This window comes from Pseudomonas sp. S2_H10 (genome assembly GCF_054668285.1).
Genome location: NZ_CP162754.1, coordinates 4,075,753 through 4,091,662, shown reverse-complemented (window position 1 = coordinate 4,091,662; position 15,910 = coordinate 4,075,753). Strand labels below are relative to the sequence as shown.

13 protein-coding genes and 1 pseudogene are annotated in these 15,910 nt (G+C 61.2%); 10 read left to right on the top strand and 4 right to left on the bottom strand.

Annotation, left to right across the window (positions count from 1 at the left end):
- Nucleotides 1-147 precede the first annotated feature (147 nt).
- Together AB4O16_RS18325 and rpmE are read right to left on the bottom strand one after the other, a co-directional pair.
- Nucleotides 148-951 carry a thermonuclease family protein gene (locus tag AB4O16_RS18325; RefSeq protein WP_160390634.1) on the bottom strand — a complete coding sequence of 268 codons (804 nt, stop codon included), beginning with the start codon at nt 949-951 and terminating at the stop codon, nt 148-150.
- 14 nt (nt 952-965) lie between these two features.
- Complete coding sequence (rpmE, locus tag AB4O16_RS18320) at nt 966-1,202, bottom strand: 50S ribosomal protein L31 (protein WP_150714750.1); 237 nt, start codon at nt 1,200-1,202, stop codon at nt 966-968.
- A gap of 289 nt (nt 1,203-1,491) precedes the next feature.
- On the opposite strand from rpmE, the gene AB4O16_RS18315 reads away from it, so the two are divergent.
- From AB4O16_RS18315 to AB4O16_RS18270, 10 genes and pseudogenes are all read left to right on the top strand, one after another.
- Nucleotides 1,492-3,711, top strand: a complete 2,220-nt coding sequence (locus AB4O16_RS18315) for a primosomal protein N' (protein WP_460155480.1) — start codon at nt 1,492-1,494, stop codon at nt 3,709-3,711.
- Nucleotides 3,712-3,923: 212 nt separating this feature from the next.
- On the top strand, nt 3,924-5,660 hold the full coding sequence (argS, locus tag AB4O16_RS18310) for an arginine--tRNA ligase (RefSeq protein ID WP_460155479.1): 1,737 nt from the start codon (nt 3,924-3,926) through the stop codon (nt 5,658-5,660).
- A gap of 12 nt (nt 5,661-5,672) precedes the next feature.
- Nucleotides 5,673-6,368: pseudogene (locus tag AB4O16_RS18305) on the top strand (SPOR domain-containing protein); the annotation flags it as partial.
- Between the two features lie 231 nt (nt 6,369-6,599).
- Complete coding sequence (gene hslV, locus AB4O16_RS18300) at nt 6,600-7,130, top strand: ATP-dependent protease subunit HslV (RefSeq protein ID WP_007975582.1); 531 nt, start codon at nt 6,600-6,602, stop codon at nt 7,128-7,130.
- 55 nt (nt 7,131-7,185) lie between these two features.
- Nucleotides 7,186-8,523 carry an HslU--HslV peptidase ATPase subunit gene (hslU, locus tag AB4O16_RS18295; protein ID WP_460155478.1) on the top strand — a complete coding sequence of 446 codons (1,338 nt, stop codon included), beginning with the start codon at nt 7,186-7,188 and terminating at the stop codon, nt 8,521-8,523.
- A gap of 115 nt (nt 8,524-8,638) precedes the next feature.
- Entirely contained in the window at nt 8,639-9,010 is a 372-nt protein-coding gene (locus AB4O16_RS18290; protein ID WP_160390638.1) for a gamma-butyrobetaine hydroxylase family protein, read from the top strand.
- A gap of 259 nt (nt 9,011-9,269) precedes the next feature.
- Nucleotides 9,270-10,949: a class II poly(R)-hydroxyalkanoic acid synthase gene (gene phaC, locus AB4O16_RS18285; protein ID WP_160390639.1), complete on the top strand. Its 1,680-nt coding sequence runs from the start codon at nt 9,270-9,272 to the stop codon at nt 10,947-10,949.
- Nucleotides 10,950-11,090: 141 nt separating this feature from the next.
- On the top strand, nt 11,091-11,945 hold the full coding sequence (phaZ, locus tag AB4O16_RS18280) for a poly(3-hydroxyalkanoate) depolymerase (RefSeq protein ID WP_160390640.1): 855 nt from the start codon (nt 11,091-11,093) through the stop codon (nt 11,943-11,945).
- Nucleotides 11,946-12,059: 114 nt separating this feature from the next.
- Complete coding sequence (phaC, locus tag AB4O16_RS18275; RefSeq protein WP_460155477.1) at nt 12,060-13,742, top strand: class II poly(R)-hydroxyalkanoic acid synthase; 1,683 nt, start codon at nt 12,060-12,062, stop codon at nt 13,740-13,742.
- Nucleotides 13,743-13,801: 59 nt separating this feature from the next.
- Nucleotides 13,802-14,422 carry a TetR/AcrR family transcriptional regulator gene (locus AB4O16_RS18270; protein WP_160390642.1) on the top strand — a complete coding sequence of 207 codons (621 nt, stop codon included), beginning with the start codon at nt 13,802-13,804 and terminating at the stop codon, nt 14,420-14,422.
- Between the two features lie 90 nt (nt 14,423-14,512).
- Here AB4O16_RS18270 and AB4O16_RS18265 read toward each other — a convergent pair whose 3' ends face one another.
- Nucleotides 14,513-15,397: a phasin family protein gene (locus tag AB4O16_RS18265; protein ID WP_460155476.1), complete on the bottom strand. Its 885-nt coding sequence runs from the start codon at nt 15,395-15,397 to the stop codon at nt 14,513-14,515.
- Between the two features lie 10 nt (nt 15,398-15,407).
- A complete protein-coding gene (locus AB4O16_RS18260) occupies nt 15,408-15,830 on the bottom strand; it encodes a phasin family protein (protein ID WP_460155475.1) in 423 nt (140 codons plus the stop codon).
- Nucleotides 15,831-15,910: the final 80 nt, after the last annotated feature.

The window sequence follows — 15,910 nt, the reverse complement described above, 5'->3', positions numbered from 1 at the left end:
GGTCAGCGAGGATACGCGCCTCGCAAAGTCCCCACAAGACTGACTGGTCACCCCTGTCAAGCGCCCGCCCCTACGACTTTGGGCCAAGAGCCACGGCACACAAGGGCTAGACTGTTCACAATCGCCAGAAAAAATGTCTACAATTTTTTATCGCTGTGCAGCTTGAAGCATCGCCGGATCGGTCAAGGGCAACATCCAGCGCGCCTGGCCATTCTTCAGTCCGCCCTTGCGCGAGCGATCCAACACCCAGCCGCGCGCCTCGACCTGCTTGCCCTTGAGGCTTTCCAGTGAATTCACATCGAAACGCCCCAGCAGATTGGGCGCAACGCGCAATACAACCGAGTCCTGCAATTCGATCCAAACCCCACCGCGATTACGCTGCACCCTGCTCACCCGACCGCTGAGCACGGCAAAACCGGAAGTGCTGATCTGCTCCGCTTTCAGTACAGGTGACTGGCGCCACAATCCCAGGCCAGCCTGCCGCGCACTGTGTTCGGCGGCTTGCTGACAGTCGACCAGATCGACGTTCGGTGCCACGGCCACCAGAAAACCCAGGCCCTCGGCGAGCATCTGAGCTTCGAGATTGGCGCCATTGGCACCGTAGACATGGGCCAGGGTGCGGCCGTAACGGTCCTTGCTTTCCTTGCCCGGCAGCAAGCCAACCTGACCGTCGCTCGCCGCCACCAGGGCTTCGAGGCGTTTGCGCGCAGCCACGGCGAACGGCTCGTCGGAACGGCCCTTCTTGCCCAACTCAGGCGTGTTCAAGCCGATCATGCGTACATTGCGGCCATCGTTCAGGCGCAAGGTGTCGCCGTCCACCACCCGCTGCACCGCGACGGGCGCCAGGCCGCTGGGTGCCGGGCAAAACGCCTGGGCGCCGGATAGCCAAATCGCGGACATAAAAAAGGCGCCCGCGAGGGACGCCTTTTTCAACAGCAAGGAAAAGCCCATCAGGCTTTTCTGCCTTACTCTGCAGCAGCAGGAGCAGGAGCTTTCTTGCCGAATTGACCGAAACGGTCTGCGAAACGCTGTACACGGCCGCCGGTATCCAGAGTCTTCTGCTTACCGGTGTAGAACGGGTGGCATTCGTTGCAAACGTCGATCGCCAGGGCTTTGCCGAAGGTCGAACGGGTTTCGAACTTGTTGCCGCAGCTGCAAGTAACAGCAATGGCTGGGTATTCTGGATGGATATCAGCTTTCATGGTGTTTTCCTCGGGCTAGCGTGCCGCCACCCAACACTATTGTTGAATACCGCACGTAATTAGGCCGCGGATTCTACCAGACAATCCCGATCACGCAAGCTGTCGCTCAAACCGGTCGTCTGCTAGGCTCCCGCCCCAGTACACATCCCCTGTGGGAGCGAGCTTGCTCGCGATGAGGGTGTGTCATTCTGCATATATGTTGCCTGACATGGCGCTATCGCGAGCAAGCTCGCTCCCACCGGGGAACATACGACCCCGCTTTTATCTTCCTTTGATCGAGACCCCCCGCGTGCCCGACGCCATTCTGCGCCTCGCCCTGCCTTCGCCGCTGCGCCGCCTGTTCGACTACCGTGCTCCGGCCGGCGTCCTGCGCGCCCAGTTGCACCCCGGCATGCGCCTGCGTGTGCCGTTCGGCCGACGCGAGATGATCGGGATCCTGGTGGAAGTCACCGACACCAGCGAAGTGCCAGTCGAGAAACTCAAGCCAGCCCTGGCCCTGCTCGACGCTACCCCACCGCTGCCGCCGGCGCTGTTCAAGCTGTGCCTGTGGACGTCGCAGTACTACCAGCACAGCCTCGGCGACACCTTGAGCTGGGCGCTGCCGGTGTTGCTGCGCCAGGGCGAGCTGGCCGAAGCGCGCCAGGAACGCTTCTGGTCCGCCGCGCCGGGCGCCAGCCTCGATGATCCGCGCATCGCCCGTGCGCCGCGCCAGCGCGAAGCCCTGGCCACGCTGGCCCAGCATCCCCACGGCGTCGCCCATCAATTGCTGAGCAAACTGATGCTGAGCAAGGACAGCCTGGATCTGCTGCTGGCCAAGGATCTGGTGCAGGTCGAGATCCGCCGCCACGCTCCCGGTGCACGCCACGAACACTGGCTGGCGCAACCGGAGCTGCCGCTGAACCCGGAGCAGCGCGCCGCCTATGAGGCGATTCGCGCCGGCTTCGACAGTTATCACGCGTTCCTGCTGGCCGGCGTTACCGGCAGCGGCAAGACCGAAGTCTATCTGCAGTTGATCCGCGAAACCCTCGAGGCCGGCAAGCAAGCGCTGGTGCTGATCCCGGAGATCAACCTCGGCCCGCAGACCCTGGCGCGCTTCGAGCAGCGTTTCAATGCCCGCATCGCGCTGATCCATTCGGCGGTCAATGACCGCGAACGCCTCGAGGCCTGGCTGGCCGCCCGGGACGGTGAGGCCGACATCATTATCGGCACCCGTTCGGCCCTGTTCACGCCGATGAAGAACCCCGGCCTGATCATCATCGACGAAGAGCACGACGGCTCTTATAAGCAGCAGGAAGGCTTGCGCTATCACGCCCGCGATCTGGCATTGGTGCGGGCTCGCCAGGAAAACATCCCGATTCTCCTCGGTTCAGCCACTCCCTCGCTGGAAAGCCTGCACAACGCCTACACCGGCCGCTACGGGCTGCTGCGCCTGAACGAGCGTGCCGGCGGTGCCAAGCAGCCGCGCTTCCTGCGCCTGGATGTCAAAAGCCGGCCGCTGGACAGCGGTATTTCCGGGCCTATGCAACAAGCCATCGGCCAGACCCTGGCTGCCGGCCAGCAGGTGCTGGTGTTCCTCAACCGGCGCGGCTTCGCCCCGACCCTGCTGTGTCACGATTGCGGCTGGATGTCCGAGTGCCAGCGCTGCGACGCGCGCATGACCGTGCATCAGCGTTACGGTGAGTTGCGCTGCCACCATTGCGGCTACGTCGAACGCGTTCCGCGCCAGTGCCCGAAATGCAACAAGGTCGATCTGCGCCCCGTCGGCGCAGGCACCGAACGGGCCGAGGAGCGCCTGTCGATTCTGTTCCCGGACTATCCGGTGCTGCGGGTCGACCGTGACAGCACATCGCGCAAGGACGCGATGAACCAGTTGTTCGCGACCATTCAAAAAGGCCAGCCGTGCATTTTGATCGGCACGCAGATGCTTGCCAAAGGTCACCACTTTCCACGGGTGACGCTGGTGTCGATCCTCGACGCCGATGGCGGCCTGTTTTCCGGTGACTTCCGCGCCAGCGAGCGCATGGCGCAACTGATCGTCCAGGTCGCCGGCCGTGCAGGCCGCGCCGAAGAGCCGGGCAAAGTGATTATCCAGACGCACCTGGCCGACCATCCGCTGCTGGTGCAATTGACCGAGCAAGGTTACTTCGCCTTTGCCGAACAGGCCTTGAGCGAGCGCCGTGCGGCCGGCTTGCCGCCGTTTGCGCACCTGGCGCTGCTGCGGGCCGAGGCGCATAAACCGGGTCAGGCCGAAGGTTTCCTGGATGAGGCGTGCAGCGAGGCGGAGCGTTTGCTGACCGAGCAGAATCTGACCGGGATCGAGCTACTGGGACCGGTCCCGGCACCAATGGAGCGCCGTGCCGGTCGTTATCGGGCGCAACTGTTGCTGCAGGCTACGGCGCGGGCACCGCTGCATCGGTTGCTGGCCAGTTGGCTGTTGGTGCTGGAGCAGATGCCGAGCGGGCGGGCGGTGCGCTGGTCCCTGGATGTTGATCCCGTCGATTTGTATTGATAGATAGACCGCCATCGCTGGCAAGCCAGCTCCCACAGTGTTCACATCGGATCTTTGTGGGAGCTGGCTTGCCAGCGATAGCGGTCCCAATTGTCACCACACATCCACAACCTGCCTGCTAAGGTTGGCAAGCCCGTCTTCGCAACGGATAATGCCCAGTTTTTCCACCAGCGCATGATGCGCCGCCGCGCCTGCGGTCGAAAGAGAAGACCATGAAAGACACCATTCGCCAGCTGATCCAACAAGCCATCACCCAACTCGTCAACGAAGGTGTGTTGCCTGAAGGCCTGTCGCCGGCGATCCAGGTGGAAAACTCGCGCGACAGGAAGAACGGCGATTTCGCCAGCAACATCGCCATGATGCTGGCCAAGCCGGCCGGCATGAAGCCCCGCGATCTGGCGGAAAAAATCATCGCCGCGCTACCGGCTGACGAAAACGTCGCCAAGACCGAAATCGCCGGCCCGGGCTTCCTGAACTTCTTCCAGAACACCGACGCCCTGGCCGCTCGCCTGGACGCCGCCCTGGCCGATGACCACATCGGCGTGCGCAAGGCCGGCCCGGTGCAGCGCACCGTGGTCGACCTGTCGGCGCCGAACCTGGCCAAGGAGATGCACGTCGGCCACCTGCGTTCGACCATCATCGGCGACGGCGTGGCCCGTGTACTGGAGTTCCTCGGCGACACCGTGATCCGTCAGAACCACGTCGGCGACTGGGGCACCCAGTTCGGCATGCTGATGGCTTACCTGCAGGAAAACCCGATCACCAGCGACGAACTGTCGGACCTGGAGAACTTCTACCGTGCCGCCAAGCAGCGCTTCGACGAATCCGAAGAGTTCGCCGACCGCGCCCGTGGCCTGGTGGTCAAGTTGCAGGCTGGCGATCCGGACTGCCTGGCGCTGTGGACCAAGTTCAAGGACATCTCGCTGTCGCACTGCCAGAAGATCTATGAACTGCTCAACGTCAAACTGACCATGGCCGACGTGATGGGCGAAAGTGCCTACAACGACGACCTGATCAACGTGGTCAACGATTTGAAGGCCGCAGGCATGCTGGTCGAGAGCAACGGCGCGCAGTGCGTGTTCCTCGACGAGTTCAAGAACGCCGACGGCGATCCACTGCCGGTGATCATCGTCAAGGCTGACGGCGGCTATCTGTACGCCACCACCGACCTGGCGGCCGTGCGCTACCGCAGCGGCAAGCTCAAGGCCGATCGAGCGCTGTATTTCGTCGACCAGCGCCAGGCCCTGCACTTCCAGCAAGTGTTCGCCGTGGCGCGCAAGGCCGGTTTCGTGACCCATCCGATGGAAATGGAACACATGGGCTTCGGCACCATGAACGGCGCCGATGGCCGTCCGTTCAAGACCCGTGATGGCGGCACCGTGAAGCTGATCGACCTGCTGACCGAAGCCCAGGAACGCGCCTACACCCTGGTCAAGGACAAGAACCCGGAGTTGGCCGAGGCCGAGTTGCGCAACATCGCCAAGGTGGTGGGCATCGGCGCGGTTAAATACGCCGACCTGTCCAAACACCGCACCAGCGACTACAGCTTCAACTTCGACCTGATGCTCAACTTCGAAGGCAACACCGCGCCGTACCTGCTGTACGCCTACACCCGCGTGGCCGGTGTATTCCGCAAGCTCGGCAAGGACTTCAGCGAAGTCGACGGCCAGATCGTCCTCGAAGCGGCGCACGAACACGAACTGGCGGCGAAGCTCGCGCAGTTCGGCGAGATCCTGAACAACGTGTCCGAAAAAGGCACCCCGCACATCCTCTGCACTTACCTGTACGACGTCGCCGGCCTGTTCTCCAGCTTCTACGAGAACTGCCCGATCCTCGCCGCCGACACCCCGGCACAAATGCAGAGCCGTCTGCGCCTCGCCGCGCTGACCGGACGCACTCTCAAGCAAGGCCTGGAACTCTTGGGCCTGGAAACTCTGGAGCGTATGTAAGTTGGCTGCCAAGAAAAACCTGCACCCAAGCGTGGCGCCAGCCGTTACCAAGCTCCTGCAAAGCAACCGATCCCGGGCTGGCTGTGGATGGCCATCGGCCTGACGGTCGGCGCGTTCATCGTGTTCCTGATGAAACTGGAACCGGGCAAGGGCAGCGACACGGTCAAGCGTGAAAAGGTCGAGCAACAGCAGAAAGCGACAAAAATCGCCGAAGCCAACAAGACCCCGCCGAGCCCGACGCAACCGGTGAAGCCGAAATACGACTTCTACACCTTGCTGCCGGAATCGGAAGTCATCGTGCCGCCGGATGCAGTGCCGGAAAAAACCCTGCCGACACCGCAAGTGCCGGCTATTCCGACCACACCGGTGACCCCGGCCGAAGCGGCGAAGATCGACACGGCTCGTGCCCAGGCCGCCTTGGCCGGGATTACGCCGCCACCAGCGCCGCCGGTCAAGGCGGCACCGGTGACCAGGTTCTTCCTGCAGGCGGGCTCGTTCCGCAAAGAAGCTGACGCGGACAAGGTTCGCGCGCAGATCATCTTGCTGGGCCAGGCTGTGGCGGTTGAGTCCGGCACGGTAAAGGACGAAACCTGGTATCGGGTGTTGGTCGGTCCGTTCAGCAACCGCGAGCAACTGACCACGGCCCAGAAACAATTGGCCGGAGCGGGCTTCAGCAATCTGTTGTTACAACAACGCCAGAGCCGCTGAGTCCTTCAGAAACACCGCGTCATCGTTCATCGCCAGCAAGCCGGCTCCTACAGGATTTACACAATTACCTGTAGGAGCCGGCTTGCTGGCGATGGCGCCAGACCAGGCAACACAACCTTTCCCGCGAAACACCACTCGTCCCCTCTCCCTTCCTACAGTTGAAATCCCCTCCAGCACCCCCATATGAATGGGCATAAGGCATTTTCGCCCCGCTGCGTGGAGACTCTTCCCTTGACCACCATCGTTTCAGTTCGCCGCCACGGCAAAGTCGTCATGGGCGGCGACGGCCAGGTTTCCCTTGGTAATACCGTGATGAAAGGCAACGCGAAAAAAGTTCGCCGCCTGTACCACGGCCAGGTCATCGCCGGGTTTGCCGGCGCCACCGCCGACGCCTTTACCCTCTTCGAACGTTTCGAAGGCCAACTGGAGAAGCATCAGGGTCACCTGGTACGCGCCGCTGTCGAGCTCGCCAAAGAATGGCGCACCGACCGCTCCCTGAGCCGCCTCGAAGCCATGCTCGCCGTCGCCAACAAAGACGCCTCCCTGATCATCACCGGCAACGGCGATGTGGTTGAACCCGAAGACGGCCTGATCGCCATGGGTTCCGGCGGCGCCTACGCTCAGGCCGCTGCCAGCGCACTGCTGAAAAAGACCGATCTGTCGGCCCGGGAAATCGTCGAAACCGCCCTCGGCATCGCCGGCGACATCTGTGTATTCACCAACCACACCCAGACCATCGAGGAGCAGGACTGCGCCGAGTAAGCCCGTGCAGCCCACCGCACCACGGCTCATTCTTGCTTGAGGTCCACTGAATATTATGTCCATGACTCCCCGCGAAATCGTCCACGAACTCAACCGCCACATTATCGGCCAGGACGATGCCAAGCGCGCCGTCGCCATTGCCCTGCGCAACCGCTGGCGCCGCATGCAACTGCCTGAAGAGCTGCGCGTTGAAGTAACGCCGAAGAACATCCTGATGATCGGCCCGACCGGTGTCGGTAAAACCGAGATCGCCCGTCGCCTGGCAAAACTGGCCAATGCGCCATTCATCAAGGTCGAAGCGACCAAGTTCACCGAAGTCGGTTATGTCGGCCGCGACGTCGAATCGATCATTCGTGACCTCGCCGATGCCGCAATCAAGCTGTTGCGCGAGCAGGAAATCATCAAGGTTCGCCACCGTGCCGAGGACGCTGCCGAAGAGCGCATCCTCGACGCCCTGCTGCCACCGGCACGCATGGGCTTCAGCAGCGATGACGCCCCGACTGCCGATTCCAACACCCGTCAGCTGTTCCGCAAGCGCCTGCGCGAAGGCCAGCTGGATGACAAGGAGATCGAAATCGAAGTCGCCGAAATGGCCGGCGTCGACATCTCCGCGCCACCGGGCATGGAAGAAATGACCAACCAGTTGCAGAGCCTGTTTGCCAACATGGGCAAGGGCAAGAAGAAAGCCCGCAAGCTCAAGGTCAAGGAAGCGCTGAAACTTGTGCGTGACGAAGAAGCCGGTCGCCTGGTCAACGATGAAGAGTTGAAGGCCAAGGCCCTGGAAGCGGTCGAGCAGCACGGCATCGTGTTCATCGACGAAATCGACAAGGTCGCCAAGCGTGGCAACTCCGGTGGCGTCGATGTATCCCGCGAAGGCGTACAGCGCGACCTGCTGCCGCTGATCGAAGGCTGCACCGTCAACACCAAGCTGGGCATGGTCAAGACCGACCACATCCTGTTCATCGCGTCCGGTGCGTTCCACCTGAGCAAGCCGAGCGACCTGGTGCCGGAGCTGCAAGGTCGCCTGCCGATTCGTGTCGAGCTCAAGGCCCTGAGCCCTGAAGATTTCGAGCGCATCCTCAGCGAGCCTCACGCTTCGCTCACCGAGCAATATTGCGCGCTGCTGAAAACCGAAGGCCTGGGCATCGAGTTCCAGCCGAGCGGCATCAAGCGCATCGCGGAGATCGCCTGGCAGGTCAACGAGAAAACCGAAAACATCGGTGCCCGTCGCCTGCACACCCTGCTCGAGCGCCTGCTCGAAGAGGTGTCGTTCAGCGCCGGCGACCTGGCCAGCGCCCATGACGGCAAGGTGATCAAGATCGACGCCGACTACGTCAACAGCCACCTGGGCGAATTGGCGCAGAACGAAGACCTGTCCCGTTATATCCTGTAGGTCATGTGACTCCTTGTAGGAGCCGGCTTGCCGGCGATGGCGGACCCGAGATCGCCATCGTCGGCAAGCCGACTCCTACAGGGGGCAGACCACGCATATCAACGGACATCCGGCCATGATCCCCACCGATATCAAACTGCACAAAGCCTCGAAAACCCTGTCGCTGAAATACGCTTCCGGCGAGGAATACACTCTGCCCGCCGAGTTCCTGCGCGTGCACTCTCCTTCCGCCGAGGTCCAGGGCCACGGCAAACCCATCCTGCAATTCGGCAAGATCAACGTAGGCCTGAGCAAGGTAGAACCGGCCGGTCAGTACGCACTCAAACTGACCTTCGACGACGGTCACGACAGCGGTCTGTTCACCTGGGAATATCTGTACGAGCTGGGGCGACGTTATGACGCACTCTGGGAAGATTATCTGGCCGAACTGAAAGCCGCCGGAAAAACCCGCGATCCGAACGAATCCGTCGTTAAGCTGATGCTCTAATCCAAGCCTCTCGCTCTTTAGAGGGCATTTTCTAATTTCATCTGTTTGAATGCTCCGCTCCAGGGCCGTCGATTGGCCTGCTTGCGAAAAAAATTAAACTCGGGTAACCAATGGAACTGGCAAGTTCCCTGCAGTGCTCTCTGCGAACAAAAAGCAGCGATGCAGTATTAACGGTCACCCGAGCAGCAGTACCTGGAATTGATTGTGTGACTGCACAGCAGGACCCGGGTACTCGTCTCAGGACATTGGAGCGTCGTAGATGAGTAACAAGAATAACGATGACTTGAAGCAGCAAGCCTCCGAAAACACCTTGGGGCTTAATCCTGTCGTTGGATTGCGTGGAAAAGATCTACTGGCTTCTGCTCGCATGGTGCTCAGGCAGGCCATCAAACAACCGATTCACAGCGCAAAGCATGTCGCTCATTTCGGCCTTGAACTCAAGAACGTACTGCTGGGCAAATCCGAGCTGCTGCCGAACAGCGATGACCGTCGCTTCGCCGATCCGGCCTGGAGCCAGAACCCGCTCTACAAACGTTATCTGCAAACCTACCTGGCGTGGCGCAAGGAACTCCACGACTGGATCGACGACAGCAGCCTGCCGGCCAAGGACGTCAGTCGCGGCCACTTCGTGATCAACCTCATGACCGAAGCCTTCGCCCCGACCAACACGGCGGCCAACCCGGCGGCGGTCAAACGCTTCTTCGAAACCGGCGGTAAAAGCCTGCTCGACGGCCTTTCGCATCTGGCCAAGGACCTGGTACACAACGGCGGCATGCCGAGCCAGGTCAACATGGGCGCGTTCGAGGTCGGCAAGACCCTGGCCGTGACCGAAGGCGCAGTGGTGTTTCGCAACGACGTGCTGGAGCTGATCCAGTACAAGCCCATCACCGAACAGGTGCACGAACGCCCGCTGCTGGTGGTACCGCCGCAAATCAACAAATTCTACGTTTTCGACCTCAGCCCGGAAAAAAGCCTGGCGCGGTTCTGCCTGCGCAGCAACGTGCAGACCTTCATCGTCAGCTGGCGCAATCCGACCAAGGAGCAGCGCGAGTGGGGCCTGTCGACTTACATCGAGGCGCTCAAGGAAGCGGTCGACGTGGTCACCGCGATCACCGGCAGCAAGGACGTGAACATGCTCGGCGCCTGCTCCGGCGGCATCACCTGTACCGCGCTGCTGGGCCATTACGCAGCGATTGGCGAGAACAAGGTCAATGCCCTCACCCTGCTGGTGAGCGTGCTCGACACCACCCTGGACAGCGATGTGGCGCTGTTCGTAGATGAACAAACCCTCGAAAGCGCCAAGCGCCACTCCTATCAGGCCGGCGTGCTGGAAGGCCGCGACATGGCGAAAGTCTTTGCCTGGATGCGCCCCAACGACCTGATCTGGAACTACTGGGTGAACAATTACCTGCTGGGTAACGAGCCACCGGTATTCGACATCCTGTTCTGGAACAACGACACCACCCGGTTACCGGCCGCGTTCCACGGCGACCTGATCGAAATGTTCAAAAGCAACCCATTGATTCGTCCGAATGCACTGGAAGTGTGCGGCACGCCGATCGACCTGAAGCAGGTCACCGCCGATATCTTTTCCCTGGCCGGGACCAGCGACCACATCACTCCGTGGCGCTCCTGCTACAAATCGGCGCAACTGTTCGGCGGCAATGTCGAGTTCGTGCTGTCCAGCAGCGGGCATATCCAGAGCATCCTGAACCCGCCGGGCAATCCGAAATCGCGCTACATGACCAGCACTGAAATGCCCGTCAACGCCGATGACTGGCAGGAAGAGTCGACCAAGCACGCCGATTCGTGGTGGCTGCATTGGCAGGCCTGGCAGGCACAGCGTTCGGGCAACCTGAAAAAAGCTCCGCTGAAACTGGGCAACAAGGCTTACCCGGCGGGTGAAGCTGCACCAGGCACATACGTGCACGAGCGCTAGACCCGCAGACCTGTAGGAGCCGGCTTGCTGGCGAACGCATCACCACGGTGAGACTGGCAAACCGAGATGACCGCATCGCCAGCAAGCCGGCTCCTACAGAATACGTGTCAGGAACCAAGATCCACCCACAGGGCCAGAAGCATGCCGCAACCCTTCATATTCCGTACCGTCGATCTGGATGGCCAGACGCTCCGCACGGCAGTACGCCCCGGCAAGCCTCACTTGACGCCCCTGCTGATTTTCAACGGCATCGGCGCCAACCTGGAGCTGGTATTCCCGTTCGTCGCGGCACTGGACCCGGACCTGGAGGTCATCGCCTTCGACGTACCCGGCGTCGGCGGTTCATCGACGCCGAACCGGCCGTATCGCTTTCCTGGGTTGGCCAAGCTCACGGCGCGGATGCTCGACTATCTCGACTACGGGCAGGTCAACGTCATCGGCGTGTCCTGGGGTGGCGCCCTGGCCCAGCAGTTCGCTTATGACTATCCGGAACGCTGCAAGAAGCTGGTGCTGGCCGCCACGGCGGCGGGTGCGGTGATGGTGCCGGGCAAGCCGAAGGTTTTATGGATGATGGCCAGCCCGCGACGCTATATCCAGCCGTCCCATGTGATCCGCATTGCGCCGATGATCTACGGCGGCTCTTTCCGCCGTGACCCGACGCTGGCCGCGAGCCACGCCGCCAAGGTGCGTTCGGCGGGCAAGCTCGGTTACTACTGGCAACTGTTCGCCGGCCTCGGCTGGACGAGCATTCACTGGCTGCACAAGATCCGCCAGCCGACGCTGGTGCTGGCCGGCGACGATGACCCGTTGATCCCGTTGATCAACATGCGCTTGCTGGCCTGGCGGATTCCCAACGCCCAGCTGCACATCATCGATGACGGCCATCTGTTCCTGATTACCCGGGCCGAAGCGGTGGCGCCGATCATCATGAAATTCCTCGAAGAGGAACGCCAGCGCGCGGTGATGCATCCGCGTCCGGCGCCATTGGGCGGCTAAACGCTGCATTCGCGGTCGGCAGGACGCCACGCCGCGCAGCAACCCGCTACAGCGTCTATGGTGTTCTGGTTCAGTGTGTTTGTTTTTGGCCTGAAGACGAAGGAGTGTTCAATCATGCGCGAGAAACCAGCGAGGGATTCCCTACCGACTCCCGCCGCCTTCATCAATGCACAGAGTGCGATTACCGGCCTGCGTGGTCGGGATCTGCTGTCGACCCTGCGCAGTGTGGCCGCCCATGGCTTGCGCAATCCGGTGCACAGCGCCCGACACGCCCTCAAACTCGGTGGTCAGCTTGGCCGTGTGTTGCTGGGTGAAACCCTGCACCCGACCAACCCGCAGGACGCCCGTTTCGCCGATCCGGCGTGGAGCCTCAACCCGTTTTACCGGCGCAGCCTGCAGGCCTATCTGAGCTGGCAGAAACAGGTCAAGAGCTGGATCGACGAGAGCAACATGAGCCCGGACGACCGCGCCCGCGCCCACTTCGCCTTCACCCTGCTCAACGACGCCGTATCGCCGTCCAACACCTTGCTCAACCCGCTGGCGGTCAAGGAACTGTTCAATTCCGGCGGCAACAGCGTGGTGCGCGGCATCAGCCATCTGGTGGACGATCTGCTGCATAACGACGGCCTGCCCCGACAAGTCACCAAGCAGGCGTTCGAGGTCGGCAGGACGGTCGCGACCACCACCGGTGCCGTGGTGTTTCGCAATGAGCTGCTGGAGTTGATCCAGTACAAGCCGATGAGCGAAAAGCAGTATTCCAAACCCCTGCTGGTGGTGCCGCCACAAATCAACAAGTACTACATTTTCGACCTGAGCCCGCACAACAGCTTCGTCCAGTACGCCCTGAAAAACGGCCTGCAAACCTTCATGATCAGCTGGCGCAACCCGGATGTGCGTCACCGCGAATGGGGGCTCTCGACCTACGTGGAAGCCGTGGAGGAGGCCATGAACGTCTGCCGGGCGATCACCGGCGCTCGCGAAGTCAACCTGATGGGCGCCTGTGCCGGCGGGCTGACCATTGCCGCGCTGCAAGGCCACTTGCAGGCCAAGCGGCAGCTGCGCAGGGTGTCCAGCGCGACTTATCTGGTGAGCCTGCTCGACAGCCAGATGGACAGCCCCGCCACGCTGTTCGCCGACGAGCAGACGCTGGAGGCGGCCAAGCGCCGCTCCTATCAGAAAGGTGTACTGGACGGCCGCGACATGGCCAAGGTCTTCGCCTGGATGCGCCCCAACGATCTGATCTGGAGCTACTTCGTCAACAACTACCTGTTGGGCAAGGAGCCACCGGCGTTCGATATCCTCTACTGGAACAACGACAACACGCGCCTGCCGGCCGCCCTGCACGGCGACCTGCTGGACTTCTTCAAGCACAACCCGCTGACCCACCCCGGCGGCCTGGAAGTGTGCGGCACGCCGATCGATTTGCAAAAGGTCACCGTCGACAGCTTCAGCGTCGCCGGCATCAACGATCACATCACGCCGTGGGACGCGGTGTATCGCTCGACGCTGTTGCTCGGTGGCGAGCGGCGCTTCGTGCTGTCCAACAGCGGGCATGTGCAAAGCATCCTCAACCCGCCGAGCAACCCGAAAGCCAACTACATCGAGAACGGCAAACTGAGCAGCGACCCCCGTGCCTGGTACTACGACGCCAAACATGTCGACGGCAGTTGGTGGACCCAATGGCTGAGCTGGATTCAGGAACGCTCCGGCGCGCAGAAGGAAACCCACATGGCGCTCGGCAACCAGAACTATCCACCGATGGAGGCAGCACCCGGTACTTACGTGCGCGTGCGCTGACGTTCAACGAGCCACGGCCGCTGTCGGCCGTGGCAAGACCCGATCATTAAGAAGACTGGATGAAAACCCGCGACCGGATCCTCGAATGTGCCCTGCACTTGTTCAATCAAAAGGGCGAACCGAATGTCTCCACCATGGAAGTTGCCAACGAAATGGGCATCAGCCCGGGCAACCTCTACTACCACTTCCACGGCAAGGAACCGTTGATTCTCGGGCTGTTCGAGCGCTTTCAATCCGAGCTGCAACCGCTGCTCGACCCACCGTCCGACGCCGAACTGGGCCCCGAGGATTACTGGCTGTTCCTGCACCTGATCGTCGAACGCCTGTCCCACTACCGGTTTCTGTTCCAGGACCTGTCGAACCTCGCCGGACGCCTGCCGAAACTGGCCAAGGGCATTCGCAATCTGCTCAATGCACTCAAGCGCACACTGGCGTCGTTGCTGGCGCGCTTGAAGGCTCAAGGGCAGTTGGTCAGTGACACTCAGGCGTTAGGGCAACTGGTGGAACAGATCACCATGACCCTGCTGTTTTCACTGGATTATCAGCGGATTCTTGATCGCGAAGGTGAGGTGCGGCTGGTGGTTTACCAAATCATGATGCTGGTGGCGCCACACTTGCTGCCGGCGATGAAGGTGGCGACCGAACAGATGGCGATGGAGTACCTGGACGACCACGAATAACTCTGGCCACCGCTCCCACAGGGGATTGTCATTCACCAACAAAAAACGCCCGACCTTGGCAGGCCGGGCGTTTTCTTGAGTCCCGAAAAATCAGGACTGACTGGTTGGCGTCGATGGAACTGGCGCGACAGTCGGGGTGACCGCAGGGGTCGGTGCAGTAGCGGAGTTCGACGCACTGACCGGAGCTGCTGCCGGAGTTGCCGGTTTGGCAGCTGCCACTGCCGGCTTGGCGGCGGCTTTTGGCGCAGCCGGTTTTTTCACCGCTGGTTTCTTTGCAGCAGCAGGCTTGGCCGCTGGCTTGGCTGCAGGCTTGGCGGCTGCAGTTTTTGCGGCTGGCTTGGCGGCTGGCTTCGCTGCCGGTTTGGCTGCTGGCTTGGCGGCAGCTTTGGCGGCGACCGGTTTGGCGGCTGGCTTGGCTGCTGCAGGTTTTGCCGCGGCAGTTTTGGCGGCTGGTTTGGCCGCCGGTTTGGCCGCCGCTTTTACCAGTGGCTTGGCTGCGGTTTTGGCGGCTGGCTTGGCAGCAGGCTTGGCTGCAGCGGTTTTCGCCGCAACAGGCGCAACCTTGGCACCGGTCAGTTTTTCGATTTGCTTGGTCAGGGTTTCGACCTTGCTGTGCAGTGCCTTGACTTCATTGCGGCTCGGTACGCCCAGACGCGAAATGGCACTGTTCAGACGCTTGTCGAAAGCGCCTTCGAGCTCATCCCACTTGCCCAGTGCGCGATCTTTCACGCCGCTGATGCGCGACTTGGCCGAAGAAGCGGAGTCCTTGGCGGCGTCGACTTTTTTGCCCACGGCACTCTTGGTGAGCTTCTCGGCTTTCTCGCCGTCCTTAACCAATGCATCGAAGAGTTTGCTGCCGTCAGTGTCGATCTTCGAGTACACGCCCAAACCAGCCAGCCAGATTTTTCGGGAGTAATCTTCAACTTTCCCGATCCACGAGCTGCCTTCTTTTTCGGTGTTCTTTTTAACAGCCATCCCGTTCTCCTTAAGATTTACGCGCGACACGTTCGAGCAATGCCGTCAGCTCATCGAGCTTAGCAGAGAGTGTCTCAACGTCATGTTTAGACGGAATGCCGATACGATTCAAGGCACTTGCGACACGCGTGTCGAACGCCTTCTCGACCTTGTCGAGTTGAACTTCAACCTTGCCTTTGAAAGTACTGACTTCACTCTTGACGTCATCGATCTCGGCATTGGCCGCTTCAAGTTTCTCAGCGACTACTTTTTTGCCTTTCTTTTCAACAGTTTGACCAGCTTTTACCAACTCTTGAAAGTAGTCGGCGCCCTCTTGGCCGACCTTGGCGTAGGCACCCAGGCCTGCCAGCCAGATCTTGCGGGCATAGGATTTGACGTCGCCCAGCGTGCTGGTCGCTGCGTCGGTTTTTTTCTTCAAAATAACTTTGGCCATGGTGCACCTCACGCGCAGAAGGTTTGAGGAACTGCCCGGACAAGTGTCGGGCTCTGGCATAAAGTAGGGAGAAAAATTAG